This window comes from Luteibacter yeojuensis (assembly GCF_011742875.1).
Classification (GTDB): domain Bacteria; phylum Pseudomonadota; class Gammaproteobacteria; order Xanthomonadales; family Rhodanobacteraceae; genus Luteibacter; species Luteibacter yeojuensis.
Map to the genome: position 1 here is coordinate 347,309 of NZ_JAAQTL010000001.1, position 20,336 is coordinate 367,644.

Annotated in this window: 13 protein-coding genes; 6 read left to right on the top strand and 7 right to left on the bottom strand. The window is 67.7% G+C overall.

Annotated elements, in window-relative coordinates:
* Positions 1 to 45 precede the first annotated feature (45 nt).
* The gene (locus tag HBF32_RS01505; RefSeq protein WP_166697869.1) at positions 46 to 3,594 is read left to right on the top strand and encodes an ATP-binding protein; all 3,549 of its coding nucleotides are present in this window, start codon (positions 46 to 48) and stop codon (positions 3,592 to 3,594) included.
* Here the strand turns inward: HBF32_RS01505 and greB are convergent.
* The 3 genes from greB to HBF32_RS01520 are packed head-to-tail and all read right to left on the bottom strand — an operon-like array spanning position 3,585 to position 6,846.
* Positions 3,585 to 4,085, bottom strand: a complete 501-nt coding sequence (gene greB, locus HBF32_RS01510) for a transcription elongation factor GreB (protein WP_166697870.1) — start codon at positions 4,083 to 4,085, stop codon at positions 3,585 to 3,587. The genes HBF32_RS01505 and greB overlap by 10 nt on opposite strands.
* A complete protein-coding gene (locus HBF32_RS01515; protein WP_166697871.1) occupies positions 4,082 to 5,344 on the bottom strand; it encodes a hypothetical protein in 1,263 nt (420 codons plus the stop codon). Before HBF32_RS01515 ends, greB begins: the two co-directional genes overlap by 4 nt.
* 2 nt (positions 5,345 to 5,346) lie before the next feature.
* On the bottom strand, positions 5,347 to 6,846 hold the full coding sequence (locus HBF32_RS01520; protein WP_166697872.1) for a helicase HerA-like domain-containing protein: 1,500 nt from the start codon (positions 6,844 to 6,846) through the stop codon (positions 5,347 to 5,349).
* Positions 6,847 to 6,995: 149 nt separating this feature from the next.
* Here HBF32_RS01520 and HBF32_RS01525 point away from each other — a divergent pair, with 149 nt between their 5' ends.
* A complete protein-coding gene (locus HBF32_RS01525; RefSeq protein ID WP_166697873.1) occupies positions 6,996 to 8,522 on the top strand; it encodes a transglycosylase SLT domain-containing protein in 1,527 nt (508 codons plus the stop codon).
* Between the two features lie 51 nt (positions 8,523 to 8,573).
* Here HBF32_RS01525 and HBF32_RS01530 read toward each other — a convergent pair whose 3' ends face one another.
* The 3 genes from HBF32_RS01530 to HBF32_RS01540 form a co-directional block, all read right to left on the bottom strand.
* Positions 8,574 to 9,020, bottom strand: a complete 447-nt coding sequence (locus tag HBF32_RS01530; RefSeq protein WP_193570313.1) for a hypothetical protein — start codon at positions 9,018 to 9,020, stop codon at positions 8,574 to 8,576.
* A 131-nt stretch (positions 9,021 to 9,151) separates the two neighbouring features.
* The gene (asd, locus tag HBF32_RS01535; protein WP_166697874.1) at positions 9,152 to 10,009 is read right to left on the bottom strand and encodes an archaetidylserine decarboxylase; all 858 of its coding nucleotides are present in this window, start codon (positions 10,007 to 10,009) and stop codon (positions 9,152 to 9,154) included.
* Entirely contained in the window at positions 10,006 to 10,944 is a 939-nt protein-coding gene (locus HBF32_RS01540) for a LysR family transcriptional regulator (protein ID WP_166697875.1), read from the bottom strand. Before HBF32_RS01540 ends, asd begins: the two co-directional genes overlap by 4 nt.
* A 121-nt stretch (positions 10,945 to 11,065) precedes the next feature.
* Between HBF32_RS01540 and HBF32_RS01545 the strand changes: the two genes are divergently transcribed.
* From HBF32_RS01545 to HBF32_RS01560, 4 genes are all read left to right on the top strand, one after another.
* Complete coding sequence (locus HBF32_RS01545) at positions 11,066 to 11,800, top strand: SDR family NAD(P)-dependent oxidoreductase (protein ID WP_166697876.1); 735 nt, start codon at positions 11,066 to 11,068, stop codon at positions 11,798 to 11,800.
* Positions 11,801 to 11,807: 7 nt separating this feature from the next.
* Positions 11,808 to 12,020 carry a tautomerase family protein gene (locus HBF32_RS01550; protein ID WP_166697877.1) on the top strand — a complete coding sequence of 71 codons (213 nt, stop codon included), beginning with the start codon at positions 11,808 to 11,810 and terminating at the stop codon, positions 12,018 to 12,020.
* Between the two features lie 219 nt (positions 12,021 to 12,239).
* Complete coding sequence (locus HBF32_RS01555) at positions 12,240 to 17,723, top strand: autotransporter outer membrane beta-barrel domain-containing protein (protein WP_205287678.1); 5,484 nt, start codon at positions 12,240 to 12,242, stop codon at positions 17,721 to 17,723.
* A 4-nt stretch (positions 17,724 to 17,727) separates the two neighbouring features.
* Complete coding sequence (locus tag HBF32_RS01560) at positions 17,728 to 18,288, top strand: hypothetical protein (protein WP_166697878.1); 561 nt, start codon at positions 17,728 to 17,730, stop codon at positions 18,286 to 18,288.
* 94 nt (positions 18,289 to 18,382) lie between these two features.
* Here HBF32_RS01560 and HBF32_RS01565 read toward each other — a convergent pair whose 3' ends face one another.
* Positions 18,383 to 20,317: a CocE/NonD family hydrolase gene (locus HBF32_RS01565; protein WP_425482229.1), complete on the bottom strand. Its 1,935-nt coding sequence runs from the start codon at positions 20,315 to 20,317 to the stop codon at positions 18,383 to 18,385.
* Between the last annotated feature and the right edge of the window lie 19 nt (positions 20,318 to 20,336).

The following is a 20,336-nucleotide window of genomic DNA, read 5'->3' on the forward strand; positions in this document are numbered from 1 at the left end:
TCCCGTCGATTATGCCCATGAAGGTCCCTCCGACGAAGTTCACCCGTGATCTCACGCCTGCTCCTGTTAATCCTGCTTGTGCTGGCGGCCCCGGTCGCGGCGTCACCTGAGACGCCGCTTTCGCGGGAGGACGCGGACTGGCTGCGCCACCATCCGGTCGTCACGGTGGGTGCCTACCGGGAGGGGTACCCGCCCTTCGAGGAGCTGCGCGACGGCGAACTGGAGGGCCTGGGCCCCGACTACCTGCGCGAGATGGCCCGCGAACTGGGCGTGACCCTGCAGACGCGCACCTACCCGACCTGGCCGGAATTGCTCGGTGCGCTGGCCCGCGGCGAGATCGACGTCGCCACGTCGGTCACGCCGCTGGAGACGGGGATGCCGGGTATCCGCGTGGGTGCCACCTATTTCGAGTCGCTGCCGGCGCTCGTCGAGCGCGCCGACGCGCCCGTCGTCCGTCGCCCGGGCGACCTGCGCGGCAAGCGCCTGGCCGTGCATGCGGGCTATTTCGACATCGCGTCGCTGCGTCGCGAGCTTCCCGAGACGATCCTGGTCGAGACGCGTTCCACGGCGGAGGCACTGGCGCGGGTCCGCTCCGGCGACGTCACCGCCTATATCGACAATCCGTATTCGGCCAGGGAGTTCGTCTCGCGGCTGGGTCTCGAGGGCGAGTTGCGGGTCGGTGCGCCGCTCGCGTTACCCATCAGCGCGCTTGCCTTTGCCGTGCCCGCGGACCGTGCGCCGCTCGGCCGCGCGATCGATCGGGCGCTGGGCGAGTTGACGGCCGCCGACCATGGCCGGCTGCGTGCACGCTGGGTCGGCCGCGATATCGCGCCGCGCCCGCGGCAGGCCGGCATTCCTCTCAGCGAGAAGGAAAAGGCCTGGTTGAAGGCCCTTCCGCCATTGCGCCTCGGCGTGGACCCGAGCTACGCGCCCTTCAGCCTGCTCTCGGGCAAGGGCGAGGCCGAGGGCCTCGCGCTCGACTACGTGCGCGAGATCGCCGCCGAACTCGGCATCCGCCTTACGCAGGTGCCCAGCGAGAACTGGGCGGGCACGGTGGAGAAAGTGCGCCGCGGCGAGGTGGACCTTGTCGCGGCCATCAATCCCCAGAGCGCCACGTTTCCGCAACTCGAGCCCAGCGTTCCTTACCTCGACTTCCCGATCATGATCGTCACCCGCGAGGGCGCACCCACTATCGCGGGTGACGAGGACCTGGCGGGAAAGCGGGTGCTCGGCAACGTCACGCGCGAACCGGTGCGCCGCCTGCTGGCGCGCATCCCCCACGTGCAGGCGATTCCCGTCGAGACCGAGCGCGAAGGTCTCCGGCGTCTCGCGGCGGGCGAGGGCGACGCCTTCGTCGGCAATCTCGCTTCGGTGGACTACCACATTCGCGACGCGTTCCTCGGCCAGCTGAAGGTCGCCGCACCCACCGGCGACAGCGAGGCCATCGCGATCGGCGTGAGTCGCGATTTCGCGCCGCTGCTGCCCCTGGTCAATCGCGTGCTCGTGAACCTGCCGACGCATCGCCAGCAGGAGATCCGCAACACCTGGTTCGCCTCGCATTACGTCGTCGGCCCGACCTGGCACGAGATCGCAAGCCGCGTGCTGCCTTTCGTCGCCGTGCTGCTCGTGTCCCTGGTGGCGATCAGCTACGCCTACCTGAACCTGCGCCGGGAAACCCGGCGGCGCGAACGCACCGAGCGGCGCCTCGCCGAGGTCACCGCGCACGTACCCGCGGTGGTCTACGAGGCCGTGCGTGGCACCGACGGGACCTACACGATGACCTATGTCGGTGGCGATCCGCAGAGCATCCTCGGCGTGGAGCCGGCGGAACTGCTGGCGGGCGAGGCCATGATGCTCGCTCCGGTGCCGGACGAGGATCGCGAGAAGCTGCGCGCCGCCTTCGAGCGTTCGGCACGCGAACTCGTGCCGTTGCACGTCACCGTGCGTGCGTTGATCGACGCGCGGGTGCGCTACCTCAGTTCCGACGCGGTACCGCTGGCCGCGGCGGACGGCACGGTGCGCTGGAACGGTTACTGGGTGGACGTGACCGCGCAGGAACTCGCGTCGCGCGGCGTCGCGCGGGCGCGCGACGAGGCGGAGGCCGCGACGCGCGCCAAGAGCGACTTCCTCGCCACCATCAGTCACGAGATCCGCACGCCCATGAACGGCGTCATCGGCCTTCTCGACGTGCTCGAGCGCACCCCGCTGGACGCATCGCAGCGCGGCATGGTCTCCACCATCGAGCACTCGGCCGAGGCGCTCCTGCACATCCTCGACGACGTACTCGACTTCTCGAAGATCGAGGCGGGGCACCTCGAGCTGGATCCGCAACCGGCCGACGTCCGCGCCATCGTCGAAGGCGCCGTCGCGATCCTCGCGGCGCAGGCCGAGGCCAAGGGCCTGGTCTTGCGCGTGGGTGTCGACGACACGCTCGCGCCGTTGCTCGTCGTGGACGACGGCCGTCTGCGCCAGGTCCTGCTGAATCTCCTCGGCAACGCCATCAAGTTCACCAGCCAGGGCGAGGTGCGTGTGGACGTGCATGCGGACGAACGGCACGGTGCGCGGCAGCGCCTCCGCTTCGTGGTGGCCGATACCGGCATCGGTATCCATGCGGCGAAGCTGCGTCATGTGTTCGCGCCCTTCAGCCAGGCCGATTCCTCGACGAGCCGCCGTTTCGGCGGTACCGGCCTGGGCCTGAGCATCTCGCGCCGCCTCATCGAACACATGGGCGGACATATCGCCATCGACAGCGAACCCGGGCAGGGCACCGCGGTAACGGTGACGCTGGAACTGCCGGTGGCGGACGCGCCACGCCCATCCACGCATGCGCCGGAATCCGGGATGCTTCCCACGCCGGCCGCCCGGCGCGAGGCGCGCATCCTCCTCGCCGAGGATCATCCGGTGAACCAGGAGCTGGTGCGCGTACAGCTCGGCTTGCGCGGCTACGTGTGCGACGTCGTGGACGACGGTGTTGCCGCGCTGGCTGCGCTGGCGTCGGCGACGTACGACCTCCTGCTGGTCGATTGCCACATGCCGCGCATGGACGGCTACGAAGTCGCGCGCGACATTCGCCGTCGCGAGGCGGGCACGGGACGGCACCTGCCCATCGTGGCGATGACCGCCGACGCGCGTTCGGACCAGCGCGAACGCTGCCTCGCCGCGGGGATGGACGACCTGCTGCGCAAGCCGATCCGGCTGGAAGCATTCCACGCCACGATCGAACGTTGGCTGGCCGCCGCGGACGGGGCGTTGCCGTTGCTCGATATGGAACGCATGCGCCGTGCCTTCGGCAGCGACGAAAAGGTCGTTACCGTCATCCGTGCCGGCGTGGGCACGACACGCGATGCGCTGCGCAAGCTTCCTGCCTTGCTGGAGCGCGCCGATGCCGGGGAAGTGGCGGGTTGGATCCACCACGTGCTCGGCGGCGTCAATGTGTTCGGACGCTTTGCCGTGGGCGAGGAGGGCGAACGGATGGAGCTGGCCTTGCGCGAGGGCGGCGAGGTCGATCCGGTGGCGCTTGCCGCGTTCGCCGCGGACGTCGCACGCTTCGCCGACGGGCTCGAGCGGCGCGCGGTGGCGATGTCTCAGTCGTAATCGACGGAAATCACGGCGAACCGCGTGCGCCCGCCCGGCAGTTCGGCCTCGAACTCGTCGTCCACGCGCTTCTTCAGCACGGCCCGCGCCATGGGCGAATCCACGCTGATCCAGCCCTTGCGCGCATCCGTCTCGTCGGGCCCGACGATGCGATAGCGCACGGTCTCGCCGGTCTCCACGTTCTCGAGTTCCATCGTGGCGCCGAAAAAGACGGCATCGCGCTGCGTGGGCGTCGCTTCCACCACCTTCAGCACGGGGATGCGTTTGCTGAGGTAGCGTGCGCGACGGTCGATCTCGCCGAGCTGCTTCTTGCGGTAGGTGTATTCCGCGTTTTCCGAACGGTCGCCTTCCGCGGCGGCGGCCGCAAGCGCCTTCACCACTTCGGGGCGCACGGTATGCCACAGGTGGTCGAGTTCGGCCTTCAACCGCTCGAAGCCTTCGCGCGTGATGATCGCGGTAGAGGAGGGCGAAGGCGGGCGCCAGCGGCTCATGGCGACACCTTGCGCGCGGTGGCGAGAGTCGCGAGCAGGGCCTCGACGTCGGCGGCGAGCGGATGCTCCGGATAGTCGGCGAGGAGCCGCCTGCCGAGCGCGGCGGCTTCGGCGACCTGGCCCAGGCGCTCGTGCATGCGCAGCGCCAACAGACCGTGATACGGCGCGCCCATGTCGCGCGGCCAGGTGCGCAGGTAGCCCAGGGCAAGGTGCAGGGCGAGCCGTGTCATGCCCCCATGCGCCGCGGTATCGGCCAGGGGGCCGCAGGTGCCCGGATCGTCCGGCAGGAAAGCGGTATCCACGCCAAGGCAATCCTGCACCACGCCCAGCGCTCGCCGGGTCTCGTTCGCGGCGACGAGCGCGGCGATCCAGATCTGCCCGTGCACGAGCAGTTCCGGCTGGCGGTCCTGCGCGCGCAGCAGTTCGCGATAACGTGCATGCAAGGGTGCGGGCGCGAGTCCCTCGCGGAGGCGCTCGGTGAGGATGTCGGTCGCCCCCGGCACGTCGTCGCGCGCGATCAGGTTCACGTGGGCCAGCAGCGCCATGTCGTCGTCGGGCTCCGCGGCTTCGGCGATCGCCATCGATTCGGGACGGTAGCCCAGCGCTTCGTGCCGATGGTGGATGAGCGCGCCCATCAGGTGGAAGTTGTACACGGTGAGGTAGTTCGCGACGAGGTAATAACCCAGCGTACCGAAGAAGGTGGGGCCATGGTCCTTCATGGCGTACTGCGCCGCGGCCTGGAGCAGGCTGCTGGCCAGCATGACGGCGAACAGCAGCAGGTAAGGGCTGCCGAAGCGGCGTATCGCCGCTACCCAGGTAACCGGGTTCAGTGCCGCGCCCACGCCGTCGAAGGTCAGCGACATCGTGATCACCGGCAGCACGAAGGCGAACAGCAGCGATACCAGCAATCCCGGCACGCCGAGGAAGATGGGCGCCAGCACGCCGACGGCATTGCCGGTGAGCTGGATGAGGATCAGCGCGACGCTGGTCTTGTCCTCGCTGTTGATCGCCAGCTCGGGCGGATCGGCGTAACCGTCCGCGCTGTGCCTCAGGCATTCGAAGGCATAGGTGTAGATGGCCATCCAGCCAAGCCCGATGACGAGCAGCTTCAACCCCGTGATGGGGAGGAAGGCGAGCGATTCGAACAAGGTGATCGCGCCGATGGTCATCGGCGCCGCGCCGCGCATGGGATAACGCCAGCCGATGCGGGCGCGCTCGCCGAACGACATGCCGGCATCGGCGAGTTCGTGACGCGGCATGCTCAGCGCCTGCCGCCGAAGATGCCGCCCAGGATGCCGCGCACGATCTGTTGCCCGGCACGCGAGCCGGCGGTGCGCACCATGGATTTCGCCATGGTTTCCAGCATGCCCTGGCGCCGCTTCGTGCCGAACACCGCGTCGCGCACGGCGCTTCCCCAGTCCGAGCCGCCCTCGTCGTCTTTCGCGCTTCCCTTGACCGGCGGCGCATCGGGCGAGTTCTTCTCGCTGGCCCGGGCGGCAAGCCGCTCCTCGGCGGATTCCCGGTTCACCGGCGTGTCGTACTTGCCGCCCACCGGCGAGCGGGCCCGCACCGCGGCGCGTTCCTCGGCGGTGACGGCACCGATGCGGCATGCCGGTGTCGACACCAGCACCTTCTGCACCGGCGAGGGCACGCCGCCGTCGCCGAGCGTGGACGCCAGCGCCTCGCCCGTGCCGAGCGTGCCGATCGTCTGCACGACGTCCAGCTTCGGATTGCGCGCGAAGGTTTCCGCGGCGGCCTTCACCGCTTTCTGGTCGCGCGGCGTGAACGCACGCAGCGCGTGCTGCACGCGGTTGCCCAGCTGGCCGAGGATTTCGCCCGGCACGTCGTCCGGATTCTGCGAGCAGAAGTACACACCGACGCCCTTCGAGCGGATGAGCCGCACCACCTGTTCCACGCGTTGGCGCAGCGCGGCCGGCGCGTCGTCGAACAGCAGGTGCGCCTCGTCGAAGAAGAAGACCATCTTCGGCTGGTCGAGATCGCCGACCTCCGGCAACTGTTCGAACAGTTCCGACAGCAGCCAGAGCAGGAAGGTGGAATACAGGCGAGGCTTCAGGATAAGCGTGTCGGCGGCGAGCACGCTGATGACGCCGCGGCCGCTCATGTCCTGGCGCATCAGGTCGGCGAGTTCCAGTGCCGGTTCGCCGAAGAACGCATCGGCGCCGTCCTGCTCAAGCTTTAGCAGCGCGCGCTGGATCGCGGCGACGCTTTGCGAGCCGATCAGTCCGTAGCGCGCCGAAATGTCCTTGGCGTGCTCCGCGGCGAAGCCGAGCATCGCGCGCAAGTCGGCCAGGTCCAGCAGCAACAGGCCCTCGTCGTCGGCCACGCGGAAGATCACTTCCATCACGCCTTCCTGCGTGTCGTTCAGCTCGAGGATGCGCGAAAGGAGGGTGGGCCCCATTTCCGACACCGTGGCGCGCACGGGATGTCCGGCCTTGCCGTAGATATCCCAGAACACGACGGGATTGGCCTGCGGCTTCCAGTCCGCGAGGCCGAGGTTCGCCAGCCGCGCGACCAGTTTCTCGGACGGGACGCCGGCCGCCTGCGACAGGCCGGCGAGGTCGCCTTTGGCATCGGCCAGGAAGCAGGGCACGCCCATCCGGGAAAAGCCCTCGGCCAGGAGCATGAGGCTGACCGATTTGCCGGTACCGGTGGCCCCGGCGATCATGCCGTGGCGGTTGCCGTAACGGGAATCGAGGGCGACGGTGCCCTCGTCGCCCCGGCCGATGAGGATCGTTGGCATGGTTTCGTCCTTAAGGATGGCCTGAAGAATGACCTGAACAAGTCTACGCAACGGCACGCCGTTACGGAGGATTTTCCTCGCGATGGTGCTTGAGTCCAGCCGCCCCGGGGGGTAACGTTGCCGGCAATGTCTTGCCCTCGAGTCCGTGCATGTCCGTCCGTATCCCGCGACCTTTCCTGATCCTGCCGCTTGCCATCCTCGCCGGCTGCGCATCGAGCGGCGCCCCCCGTTCCGGCAAGGCGACGCCCGAGGTCAATGCGTTGTACGACCGGATGAACCAGGCGAGCAAGGGGTACGAGGCATCGATCGACCAGGCACGCCGCGGCGATACCCCCGAGGCGGACCGCACCCGCAAGCAGGCGCTCGACCAGTTGAAGGATGCCTCGGCGCGCTGCGCGCTGACCGCGGGATGCGACCAGCAGCGCTTCGCTGCCGTGTTCGACCGCTTGCTCCGCCTGAAGGACGGCAGCTTCATCGAGGGCGAAAACGCGGACGATACGGAGCAGGAAGGCGAGGCGGGCGCCCAGCCCGGCGACGTGGCCGGCTCCGTCGCCATCGGCTCGCTCCCGCAGGCCCAGCGCAGCGTCACCATGCTCAAGGGCCAGCAGTTCTCGGACCTGATGGTGATGAACGGTCCCGTGAAGGCCGCGCTGGAAATGTGGCTGACCCAGCTGCGTCCGAACCTGATGGACGCCTATGTCAACTACCAGATGATGCGTTACAAGATGTGGCCGGCCTACAAGAAGGCCGACCTGCCCGAAGCGCTGCTGTTCGGCATCATGGCGAAGGAATCCGGCGGCAAGGTGCATGCGGTGTCGCGCTCGGGCGCATCGGGCCCCTTGCAGTTCATGTATGCGACGGGCCTGCGCTTCGGCCTTTCGAACGACGGCGGCTTCGACCAGCGCTTCGATCCGACCATGGCCGCACAGGCCAATGCCGAATACATCGACGAGCAGCTGGGCGTCTTCAACAACAACCTCGAGCTGACGCTCGCCGCGTACAACGGCGGCGAAGGGCGCATGCGCCGCATCGCCGCCGCGAATCCCGGCGCCGGCTTCTACGATCCGCAGATCTACGGCCAGATGTCGGCGGAAACCCGCGACTACGTGCCGATGGTGCTCGCGGCGGCGTGGCTGTTCCTGCATCCGGACAGCTACCACCTCACCTGGCCGAAGGTCGACGGCGACGCCGGCGAGATCGTGCTGAAGCGCCCCGCCTCCATCGCCGAACTCACGGTATGCCTCGGCTCCGCGCAGGGCATGTCCGAAGGCTGGTTCCGTACCTTGCGCAACCTCAATCCGCGCCTCGATCCGCAGATGAGCCAGCCGGTCGGCGCGCGGCTGGCAGTGCCGAAACAGCTTGAAAAGGCCTATGCGACCAGCTGCACCGATGGCCCCTGGCCCATCCTTGCCAGCGACCTGCACAACGCGGTGAAGATCCTCGCGCCGGCCCCGCCGGCGGCCACGTCGGCGGCGCTGGCGAACGCGTCCACGCCGGCCTCGTCGAAGGCGTCGCCGGGCGCGTCGAAGCGTTACACGGTGCGTCGCGGCGACACGCTCGTAGCTATCGCGCGCAAGAGCAGTTGCGCCGATGTCGAGGACATCGCGCGCATGAACGGACTGAAGGGCCACCAGCTGAAAGTGGGGCAGGCGCTCAAGGTTCCTGTCTGCCGGTAATCCGGTTGCAGGTGCTCGGGCCGTGGTGCCGAGTGACGTATTGCCTGGTCCTTACGCCACCGCGTGCGGCTCGGTCATCCAGCTCGCGGTGGGCTCACGTCGTTCCGAGGCGGAAAGCTCCTTGATCTGGCGCATGAGGCGCAGGATCTGCCGGTGCAGCTCTTCCATGCCAGGACGGCGCGAATCCATGGTCTCGTGGTAGACGCAGGCGATCCAGAGGGCGACGCCGCGCGTGGCGATCAGCGGGTTTTCGGAACGGGCCTTGCCCAGGCCGATATCCGGGCCATGCCCGTATGTGCTGTAACGCTCTTCCGGCGGTGTGCCGTACAGGTGAGGGAAATCGCAGGCCGCGGCCTGTTCCATCTCGCGCCGCACCAGGTGCTGGAGGTCGGCATGGGCACGCACCGGAAGGGCGAGCACGACGCGTTCGATATCGGCGAGCTGCCGGCGAAGGCGTATTTCACGATTCACGGCAATGAGATGAGTGACCAGACGCATGGACGACTTCCCCTAGTACGGATGCTTCTCTGTGGTCCCGTGCCTCTCCCCTGGCGAGACGACGGTCGAGGGAGAATACCCCGCCGATGCGTCAAATGTAAGACGTTTTCGTCACATTGTGACGTCTTTCGTCACTGATTCGTGACGGCGGCCCCGGCCCAGCGTCCCAGCCTTTGCCCGACGATAACCTGCTGTTGCGGCTGCAAATCGTCCAGCATGTAGCCCTCCGGCAGGAGGAGGATGACGGTCGAGCCCATGTTGAACCGGGCCATTTCGGCAAAGCGCTCGAGCTTCACGTGACGGTCGCGGCAGTCGTGCCGGCGAATCTCCGAAGCGTAGGGCGGAATGGCCAGCCCGTCCCAGACGGTGGCGACGCTCGATACGAGGATCGCGCCCACCATCACCGAGACGAACGGACCATGTTCGCCCTGGAAGTGGCAGACCAGCCGTTCGTTGCGCGCGAACAGGCGGGGAATGGCTTCCACCGCGAAAGGCGCCACGCTGAAGATCCGTCCGGGCACGTGGGTGGTGCCGGTGAGATCGCCTTCCAGCGGCATGTGCACGCGATGGTAGTCGCGCGGCGAGAGATAGATGGTCACGAAGCTGCCGTTGCGGAACGGCAGGGCTGCCGCCTCGTCCCCCAGCAGTTCGGCGGCGGTGTATTCCTGCCCCTTGGCCTGGAAAATCCGCCCGTCGCGGATGCGCCCGGACTGGCTGATGCGGCCGTCGGCCGGCGACAGCAGCGTTGCCGGATCGGGGTCGGCACGGCGTGCATCCGCCTTCAGCTTGCGAGTGAAGAAGGCGTTGAAGTGCTGGTACGCGAAGGGGTCGGGCTGGGCCGCCTGGCTCATGTCGACGTCATAGCGCGTCACGATCTCCCGGATCAGGAAGTTCTTCCATGGGGCCCATTCCCAACGGGTCGCCCAGTAGACGATGCGCGAGAGAAAACGGTGCGGGAGGATGTACTGCAGCAGGACGTTGGGTTTCATTCGCGGGAGTATAGGGGACCGGGCCGCGGCGTCACCTGCGTCACGAGGAAATCGATGAAGGCCCGTACGCGTGGAGGCATGAAGCGGCTGTGCGGGTAGATGACGTTGTAGGGACGCGTGCGGCCGCCGAATCCGGCCAGCACCTCGACCAGCCGGCCGCTCGCGAGGTCGTCTTCCACTACGAAGCGATAGGCCTGGAACAGCCCGCCCCCTGCGCGGGCGAGGGTCACGCAGCCGAGCACGTCGTCGGAGAGGGTGTAGCTGCTTTCCGCCTCGTACTCGATGTCCTCGCCGCCGTCGCGGAACAGCCACGGAATCCGTCGGCCGCTGCTGGGCAGGTCGAACTGGATGCATTCGTGCGCGGGCAGATCGGCCAGCGAACGGGGGGTGCCATGCCGCTTCAGATAAGCCGGAGATGCCACGATGACGAGCGGCGCGTCCTCGAGGTGGCGTGCGATCAACAAGGAATCGGCCGGCAGGCGCACACGGATCGCCAGGTCGAAGGTCTCGTCCGCGAAACCAATGTTGCGGTTGGCAATGTGCACGTCGAGGCGGATTCCGGGATGCTCCCGGTGAAAGTCCGGCAGACGGGGCAATAACCGGTAGTGCGCGTACGTGGTGGGCACGCTGATGCGCAGTCGCCCGGAGAGCTGCGTGTCCTGGCCACTGGCCATGCGTTCCGCATCGGCGAACTGGGCGAGGGCCTGCCGGCATTGCTCCATGTAGACGCGGCCTGCGTCGGTAAGGCGGATCTGCCGGGTGCTGCGCACGAACAGGCGAACGCCCAGGCGCGCTTCCAGCCGGGCCACGGAACGGCTTACCGCCGCTGGCGTCACGCCCGCCGCGGTGGCCGCGGCGGTAAAGCCGCCGAGCTCCCCCGCAAGGCAGAACAGCTCGATGCTGCCGAGCATCAGGTCGTCGAATTGCCGGTGCATGCTTTACACCATGTAACTAGTCATTTGCTCCGGATCATATTTATCCACAGGCGGCGCATCAATAGATTGTGCATCAACCCGGCCGCGCGGCCGGTACCCCTCTATCGTCCGGAGCACACCCATGAGCACCCGAAATACCGTCATCGTCACCGGCGCCTCCAGCGGCCTCGGCTTCGCCATCGCCAAGGCCTTCCTCGACCTGGGCTACAACGTGGTCGGCAACGGCCGCAGCCAGGCCCGCCTCGACGAGGCCGCCGCCGCCCTCGGCAACAGCGATCGCTTCCTGACCGTCGCCGGCGACGTCGCGTCGCCCGAAACGGCCGAGCGTCTTTTCGACCATGCGATCGAAGCTTTCGGCCAGGTCGATGTGCTGGTGAACAACGCCGGCATCTTCATCGCCAAGCCCTTCGCCGAATATACGCCCGAGGACATCGACGCGGTCATCGACACCAATCTGCGTGGGTTCATCTACCCGTCCCAGGTTGCCGTGCGGCACATGGCGGCGCGCAAATCGGGCCACATCGTCAACATCACCGCGAACATCGGGCTACATCCGGACCGCAACGTGCCGGCCGCCCTCGCCGTGCTGATCAAGGGTGGCCTCAACGACGTCACGCGCGGCCTGGCACTGGAACTCTCTCCGCACAATGTCCGCGTGAGCGCGGTGGCGCCCGGGATCATCGAGACGCCGATGCACGCTCCGGAAACCCATGCGTTCCTCAGCGGGCTGAACCCGATGGGCCGGATGGGGCGTCCGGAAGACATCGCCGAAGCGGTCGTGTACCTCGTCCGCAGCACCTTCACCAACGGCGTCGTGCTGCCGGTCGACGGTGGCGCGAGCACCGGTCGCTGGTAACGCCGCCATGCCTTTCGTCACTGTCCGCATCACTCGCGAAGGCAATACGCCGGAGCAGAAGGCCCAGGTGATCGCCGAGATCACGGAGACGTTGGAGCGCGTGCTCGGCAAATCCCCGGAAGTGACCCACGTGGTCATCGAAGAAATAGCGATGGAGGATTGGGGCTATCGCGGCGTACCGACGTCGCGGTTGCGCGGGCCGGATCCCGGGCCTCGTTAGCTGCCGAACCGGCAGAAAAGGCGACATCTGTAGGTGATTTCGGCAAAGGAAAGCGGGTGTGCAGCTCTTGTTCACCTGACGGCTCCTACTACCTGACTGCATCGCCGCCCGCCTGCCCAACAGGCGGGCTCCGGTTCGTCAGGCGGTACGTGGTGCAGGGGCTCGTAACCGTGGTGCGTCATGCCACCAGGAACGGTGGCGTCACTCGGGATCGCCACCATGAAGCAGAAGTTGCGTGCGTCGAGCGGCCGCCGCGCAGGGGTGTGCCATGGAATGGCAGGCCCATGCAGGGTCCTTCGCCTGGCTTTCCTGGGCGCGTGGGTCGCCTTGCCTTCCGCGAAGGCACAGCAGGTCGTCCTGCAGCCTTATGACCCCGTAAACAACGACGGCAAGGTCGGGCAGACGGTCGTCGGCGCCGGTGCCGACGTCATCCTGTCGGGTCCCGAACAGTTCCAGGCGGGATCGAGCGGTGCGCAGAACACGACGCTGGGCGCACTCGATACGCTCGGGCGGCTCATGTCGGGCAAAGAATGGATCGATGCGCCGCGCCTGAATCCCGGCACGCAGAACTTCGGCGTGAGTGTGCCCGACCCCATCACCGGCGGCCGCCGTGTCGTCTCCGTTTATAACTCCGCCAACCTGTTTCCCACTCCGCCGGTCACCTATGCCACCACGGTGCCCGACGTGGTGAACGTGAACGACCAGCAATACATCGACGCGCGTGTCGCCACCGTGACCTCGGCGGGCGGCACGCTCACGGTGGACATAGGCACGCCCGGCGCGGCATCGAGCGGGGCGGCGAACGGTTGGACGATGGCCGCCAAGCAGAGTTCGCTCTTCTATGCCGACGGTACCGGAAGCGCCGTCAGCAACATCGACTGGACGTCGAACAATCGCATCACGTTCACCGGCGAAGTAGCCGATCCCACCGAGCCGCAGACGTACAGCGTCACTTATGTGGCGCATTTTGCCGGCACCTTCACTGTGACGACCAGCGATGGCGTGGCCCGCGCGCATACGGTGACCAACGACGCGCAACTGCGCGACTACAACGACTTCCTCATTGCCCAGCTGCAGGCCGGCAATCTCGATCCGGCGCGATATAGCGGGCTGTTCGCGCAGGCGTTCAACTGGACCACCGAACACATCGTGTACGGGATCAGCGCCGACAGCCCACCCGACGAAGTGGCCCAGCCGATCGGCAATCGCATTGTCATGCACCTGGTAGGCTCCAACGCGCATGGCACGGTCGCCGCCGGGGCGATGCTGGAAGTCGCCAACGCCAACCATGGCGCCCTGCGCGGCGAAGGTGGCGCGAGCGTGGTCGTCGACGGGACGCTCGCCACCACGCATACGGCGGGCGACGGCTCGGCGATGGTTCTCGTCGGGGGCAGCAGTGGCGTGAACAACGGCGTGATCAACGGGAACTTCTTCCGTAACGATGCCGGCGCGATCATCAACAGCGCCTACGGTTCCAACGTGGTCGACCTCCAGACAGGCAGCCGTTTCGACAATACGGGCATCCTGAACCTCGCCACCGGATCGACCAACGGCGCGGGCAAGTCGACCGGTATCCGCCTGGGAGCGGGAACGATCGCCACCAACAACGGCATCGTCAACATCGGCGTCACCGGCACGCGATCGAACGGGTCGATGGACGGCATCTACATGGACGCCCCCACGGCACGGTTCACCAACGCCGCCACCGGCGTCATCTACATCGGTCGCGGTCCGCAGTCCGCGCCGGGGGCGCCGGCTGCGGATCTCGCGATCAACCAGGGCACCATCACGACCGGCATCAACGTGCCCAGCGCGGCGACGGTGAGCAATCTCGGCAGCATCGTCGTCGGCACGCTCACCCAGAATGCCGCCGGTATCCTGGTGACCTCGCCGGCCGCCGTCGTGAACAACGCCGGCATCGTCGACGTGAACGGCCGCGCCGCCGCGGTGCCGCGCGAGAACGTCGGCTTGCTGGTGCAGAACGGGGGCGCGAGCGGCAGCGTCGTCAACAGCGGCACGATCAACCTCAACGGCGTGAACGGCACGGGTATCAAGGCGCTGTCCACCGCCGATGTCGCGGCCCTGGCGACCTCGACCGGCACGATCAACGTGGCCGGCGGCGCCGATCCGTCCAGCGGCACGCGCAACATCGGCGTCTGGGCCGAAGGGCAAGGCAAGGCCACCGCGAGCGCGAACGTGCGGGGCAGGGTGAACCTGCTCGGCGACGGCGCGATCGGCATCCACGCGCGCGGACGCGCGACGGTGGATGTCGCGGCGGGCGCCGCGCCGGTATTCGCGGGCGGCAACAAGCAGATCGGGTTCTTCGCCTTCGGTAACGACGCACGCATCCGGGTCAACGGCGGTTCCACGCTCGATGTGTCCACGGCGCAGTCGACCTTGTTCCGCCTGGACAGCGGCGCCGATTTCGACGGCACGGGACTGACGATGAGCGCATCCGGCCTGGAGTCCACCGGGATGCTCGGCAGCGGCACCGGCTCCGTGCTGAACACGCGCAATGCCAACATCGCCGTCTCGGGCAGCGGGGCGATGGGTGTGGTGGCCGAAGGCGGGTCGGTGGCGACCATCGACGCCGCCACGACGATGTCGCTGACCGGCAGCGGTGCCGTCGCAGGCATTGCCGACGGGCAGAAACACGGTCTCACGGGTGCCAACAGCGGTAACCCGGTAGCGGCGACCTCGCTGTCCAGTCTCGCGAGCCTCAACGCGGCGCAGCCGGGTGTCATCGGCTATATCGCGCGGAACGGCGCATCCCTGACGAACGCCGGTGCCATGCGTTTTACCGGGGCGGCGGCCACCGGTTTCATCGTCGAGACCAACGCCTCCGCGACCAACCGTGCCAGCGTCGAGTTGAGCGGGCCGGGCGCGACGGGGGCGATCCTGCGCACGGGCGGCAGGTTCGCGAACGACGGGACGATCCATGTCGGCAGCGGCACGGGTGTCCGCGTGGAGGGGAGCGGCACGCAGCGCCTGAACCCGGCGGGGACGATCGCGGTGGACGACGGTGTCGCCGGCGTGCAACTGACCGACGGCGCGGGCCTCGTCCTGGGCAGTGGCGACTCCGCCATCGTCACCCGCGGCTCGGCGCACGGCGTGCTTCTCGACAGCGGCGCCACGTCGCTGGCGGCCAACGGCACGACCATCACTTCGCTGGGCACCGGCAATGCCATCGAGAACGCGGCGGAAACCGCGAACATCACGCTGACCGGCGCCACGCTCCGGGTGGGCGACGGCGCGGGATTGCGCACGGCCACCCCGATCGATCCGGCGTCCAGCGCCACCTTCGAGGTGGATGGCGCGGGCGTCGGTTATGCGCTCCGCCGCGCCGACGGTTCGCCCGCGAGCGCGGACCTGGGTATCGGCGGCGGCTTCGTCGTGCATGGAAACGGCCCGGGAGCGATCGGTATCCAGGCCTTGACCAGCGGTGCCGTGAACAGCGCGGCCATGGTCGAGATCCGTAACGCGGCCGGTGGCCCCGCGCTGCTGGCGGGCACGGCGTCCTCGGTGGGCAACAGCGGCATGCTGACGTCCGCCAGCACGGTGTCCCCCGTGGTCGACCTTTCCAATGGCGGCGGCACCCGCTTCGCCAACAGCGGCAGCGTCCTGGCGGCGACGCCGGCAGCCCTGGCCGTGCGCGGCAGCGCCGGCGACGACACGGTAACGATGGGCGCGGGAGCGGTTCGCGGCGAGATCGCGACGGGGGGCGGCAGCGACACGTTCGCCTGGACCGGTGGCAGCCTCGATGGCGGTCTGACGATGGGCGACGGGCCAAAGAACACCGCGACCGTGGGCGCAGTGGACACCTCGTCCACCGACCACCTGCTCGCCGGTGCCGGCGGTGGGAACACGTTGACGTTCAGCGGCACGGAAGCCCGCGGCGGCTCCTTTGCCGTCGACGCGCCGGCGAAGGGCATCAACCTGGGCACGGGATGGAACACCATCGCGTTCGCCGGTGGCGCGCGATTCACGCTGACCGGTGACGTGAATCTCGCGAACAGCGAGGTCACGATCGATCCGGCATCGACGCTGTTCGCCGGAGACAATGTGCATCCGACGATCGCCGGCGGATCGCCGGGCTCGGCGAACGTCGCCAACGCGGGAACGATCGACCTGACCAACGGCGCGGGCTCGCCGGGCAATACATTGACCGTCGACGGGAACTACTCGGGCTCGCCGGGCGGTCTGCGCCTGGTCAGCCGGCTGGACCAGGGTGGGCCGCTAGGCGCGCAGGCGACGGACCGGCTGCTGGTGACGGGCGATGCCGCTGGCGAGACGATCGTCACCGTGTCGCCGGCGACCGATAGCAGCGGCGCCTTGACCGATCTCGACCGGAGCGGCTACATCGGCGCGGACGAAGGCATTTCCCTTGTGCAGGTGGCCGGCGCATCGTCGGGCGGCGCGTTCCGGCTGGACGGGGGTTACCTGGTCTTCGGGCCCTGGCAATACGGCCTGTACGCCTTTTCCCCCGATGCCGCCGACGCCTCGCAGCGCGTGGTGGGGACCGCGGGAGCGGGTTCGTTCTGGGACTATCGTCTCGCCAATGTGCTGGTATGCCAGGAGGCGTGTCCGGCAATCACCACCGCATCGCCGGCACCGACACCCATCGCGGGAGAGTCTTATGTTGTCCCGCCGGCGCCGGCCGGAGCACCGGGAACGCCACCCGACACGCCGCAAGTGCCCCTGGTGCCGCTGGCCGCTTCGGCATCGCGTCCGGCCCTGGCCCCGCAGGTGCCCGCGTACATCGCGTCGCCCTCCGCGCTGGCGCTCTATGGTTACCGCACGATCGACAACCTGCATCGTCGGTTGGGCGAGATACGCGATCAGGACGACAGTGGCGAAGGCGTCGGTGGGGAACCCTTCCTGCGCGTCATGGGAAGCGACTACCGCTATTCGACCGATCGCCCGTTCAGTGCATTCGGCGTCGATTACGACGTCGATATGCGCGCTATACAAGTCGGCGTCAACCTGGTGGCGCTCGATGCCGATCGTTCCGCGCTTCGTGCGGGGATCGCCTATACGCACGGCAGGATCCGCCTCGATCCCCGCGCGCCCGACGGATACAGCCACGCGGCATTCGATGCCAACGGGATCGCGATGTTCCTGACCTGGCAGCAGCGCAGCGGCTTCTATGTCGACCTCGTCGCCTCGGGCGACCGTTACCGGGGCGACATCGACACGGCGCGGAGCAAGGCCGTGGCGCGTCTTCGCGGTGCGGGCTGGAGCGGCTCGGTCGAAACGGGTTATCCATGGCGACTCGACGGAGGCTGGGTACTCGAGCCGCAGTTGCAACTGGTGCGCCAGCACGTGGGCCTGCGCGACCAGATCGACCGGGACGGGACGACCACGCGTTACCGCGTTTTCGAGCAGACCGTCGGGCGGGCGGGGCTGCGTTTCCATCGCACCTGGCTGACCGATGGTGGCGACGAGGCCACCCCCTACGTTCGCCTCAATTACGTCCGCGGGTGGGGCGGCAGGGCCGCCGTGACAGTGGGGGCCGATGGCTACGACGTTTCGCAGACATTTACCGGAGGAAGCTTCGGCCGGATGGCGGAGATCGGCCTCGGGGGCACATTCGCCTGGAACGATCGGCTGTCGATCTACGGCGAGGCCGACTGGCAAACCAACCTGGGGGACGCCGGGGCTCGCGGCTGGTCGGCAAATCTTGGCTTACGCTGGAATTTCTGATCCGATGAAGACGAAATTGGCCTGGCTGTCGATCCTCTCGTGCGTCATCGTCGCGGCAAGGGCACAGGAGGCGATGCCGCCGGGAACGACACGGCTCGTCGACTTCGAAACCCTGCCGTCCGGGACGATCGCCACCCCGTTCAAGGACCCGGGTGGCCGTTTTACCCTTGCGGCCTCGCGTCGCGGTCCGTTTCTTTACGGGGAGCGGGCGGAAACGGGTATGCGTCCCATGTCGGGCAGATACCTCGCCATCCGTCCCGGCACCTCCGAACGCACGAACCTCACCAGCATCCTGCTGGCACCAGGCATGAACGGGAGCGACGTGTCGTTCGATTACTGGATCCAGACGCCGGGCGAACAGGCGGTGAAGCTCGGCTGCGTCTTCAGTGGCGGGCCGGAGACGTCCGCATGGTCCGGTGCCACCGTCCGCACCGGCAACTACAGTTGCCATGCCCCTCCTGGCGCCACGGTCCGCGAGATCCACCTGAGCACGACCTTCGACGGCGGCATCCTGCGCATCGACAATCTGGTTGTCCACATGGGTAGCGCCCTGGCGAAAGACTAGGTCGTCGTCCCGCAGAAACGTTGTCCCCGCGAAGGCAGGGACCCAGCGACCTAGGCGTCGCGACGGCGTGAGGTGTTCCCACGCGGTCACGGGTTCACTGTGTCACAGGCAATTCGACGTAGGTGCCGTTTTCGCCGTCGCGCACGATCCGCTGCGTCGCCTTGCGGTAATCGCCGGGCTTCGCGTTGAAGATGTTCGGGACGAAGGTCTGCGGGTTGCGGTCGTAGAGGGGAAACCAGCTCGACTGGATCTGCACCATCACGCGGTGGCCCGGCTGGAAGACATGGTTCACCGTCGGGAGCGGAAAGCGGTATTCGAGCGGTTTGCCCGGTGTCAGCGCTTTCGGCTTGTCGTAGCCCTCCCGGTAGCGGCCGCGGAAGATTTCCATGGCGACCGGTAGCTGGTAGCCGCCCACCGACGGTTTCTCTTCCACCTCGTCGGGATACACGTCGATCAGCTTCACGACCCAGTCGCTGTCCGTGCCGCTGGTGGAGGCGAGCAGGTGAACCAGCGGTTCGCCGGCGACTCCCATGGGTTGCTCGAGCACGGGCGAGACGTAGGTGAGCACGTCGGTGCGGGTGGCGAACTGGCGCTGGTCGTCCACGAGCCATTCCGGCCAACTGTCGACCTGGTCGGGCACGCCGTGCGACCACGGTTGGATCGGGCGCAGTCTGTACGGCACGGGTTTCGCCGGGTCGGACACATACTCGTCGGCACCGGCAGCCGGCACGGCTTCGCCGAGGCCGCCATCCGCTTCCACGTACCAGCGATGCATTGTCGGCGGGCAGTCGCTGCGGCAGCTGGAAGGCCACCGGTCGAGCTTGCGCCATACGTTCTCGCCGGTGACGAAGGCATTGACCGGTGCGATGTCCGCCTTGGGTGCATCGTCTTTCAGGTACTGTGCCAGGAAGGGGCGCAGGATCCGCTGACGGAACATCGTGCCGGTATCGCTGCCCAGGTCGATCGCGCCGATGTGGTCGGCCTTCTCCCAGGTCTTCGCGTGGCGCCAGGGCCCGATCACCAGCCAGAGCTTCCGGTGGTCCGGATCGCGCGGCGCGAGGGCGCGATACACGGCCATGTCGCCATAGTTGTCTTCCTGGTCCCAGAGGCTGTGCACAAGCATCGTCGGGACCGTCATCGGCTCTTTCGCGGCGATCTTGTCCAGCGCCTGCTCCGACCAGAAGCCGTCGTAGGCCGGATGGGCGAGGATCTTCTGCCAGAAGCCGAGGGCCTCCATGCCGTAAGCGCGGCCGATGTCGCCCGCCGAGCCGATGTGCAGGTAGAGGTCGTAGTCGTCGCGGAACCCCGAGGTCCAGCCGATGTCGCTCCGGCGCGAATTCACCATGCCGTAGATGTAGGGAATCATCTGCTGGCGGAAGGCGCCGCGATGGAACCAGTCGTCGCCCATCCAGCCGTCGATCATGGGATTGATCGGCACGGCCACCTTCAGGGCGGGATGCGGCCGGATCGTGGCGATCATGGCTTCGAAACCGTCGTAGGAAATGCCGATGATGCCGACCTTCCCGTTGGATTCGGGCACGTGCTTCACCAGCCAGTCGATGGTGTCGTAGATGTCGGACGACTCGTCGACGGCGGTGGGATTGCCGTGACCGATCGGCGGCCGGTTCATCACGAAGTCGCCTTCCGATCCGTTCTTGCCGCGGATGTCCTGGATGACGCGGATGTAACCGTCCTGCACGATGACATCGGCCGGGTTGTCGTAACCCCGCAGCGTGGGGCCGAGGTGGGGGCTGTCCCCCCGATGGCCCATGCCGTCGGCGCCGTAGGGCGTGCGGGTGAGCAGCATGCCGGCATGCTTCGCGCCTTTCGGCACGAGGATCACCGTATGCAGCTTCACGCCGTCGCGCATGGGAATGTCGACGGTGCGCCGTTCGAAGTCGAAGCCCGGATTCGTGGGCGCGAAATGCGCCGGAATCTCGCTGGGCAGTTCCTTGTAGGTGTGTTCGCCGCCAGCCGCCGAGGTCGCGAGGACCCCGGCGGCGAGCGCGGCGATACCCGATCGCAGCAAAGCTTTCATGACCTCTCCA

Excerpts from the sequence above, each read along its gene's own strand:
- greB (WP_166697870.1), bottom strand. The coding sequence starts at position 4,085 with ATGAGCCGCTGGCGCCCGCCTTCGCCCTCCTCTACCGCGATCATCACG.
- HBF32_RS01515 (WP_166697871.1), bottom strand. The coding sequence starts at position 5,344 with ATGCCGCGTCACGAACTCGCCGATGCCGGCATGTCGTTCGGCGAGCGC.
- HBF32_RS01520 (WP_166697872.1), bottom strand. The coding sequence starts at position 6,846 with ATGCCAACGATCCTCATCGGCCGGGGCGACGAGGGCACCGTCGCCCTC.
- HBF32_RS01525 (WP_166697873.1), top strand. The coding sequence starts at position 6,996 with ATGTCCGTCCGTATCCCGCGACCTTTCCTGATCCTGCCGCTTGCCATC.
- HBF32_RS01530 (WP_193570313.1), bottom strand. The coding sequence starts at position 9,020 with ATGCGTCTGGTCACTCATCTCATTGCCGTGAATCGTGAAATACGCCTT.
- asd (WP_166697874.1), bottom strand. The coding sequence starts at position 10,009 with ATGAAACCCAACGTCCTGCTGCAGTACATCCTCCCGCACCGTTTTCTC.
- HBF32_RS01540 (WP_166697875.1), bottom strand. The coding sequence starts at position 10,944 with ATGCACCGGCAATTCGACGACCTGATGCTCGGCAGCATCGAGCTGTTC.
- HBF32_RS01545 (WP_166697876.1), top strand. The coding sequence starts at position 11,066 with ATGAGCACCCGAAATACCGTCATCGTCACCGGCGCCTCCAGCGGCCTC.
- HBF32_RS01550 (WP_166697877.1), top strand. The coding sequence starts at position 11,808 with ATGCCTTTCGTCACTGTCCGCATCACTCGCGAAGGCAATACGCCGGAG.
- HBF32_RS01555 (WP_205287678.1), top strand. The coding sequence starts at position 12,240 with ATGAAGCAGAAGTTGCGTGCGTCGAGCGGCCGCCGCGCAGGGGTGTGC.
- HBF32_RS01560 (WP_166697878.1), top strand. The coding sequence starts at position 17,728 with ATGAAGACGAAATTGGCCTGGCTGTCGATCCTCTCGTGCGTCATCGTC.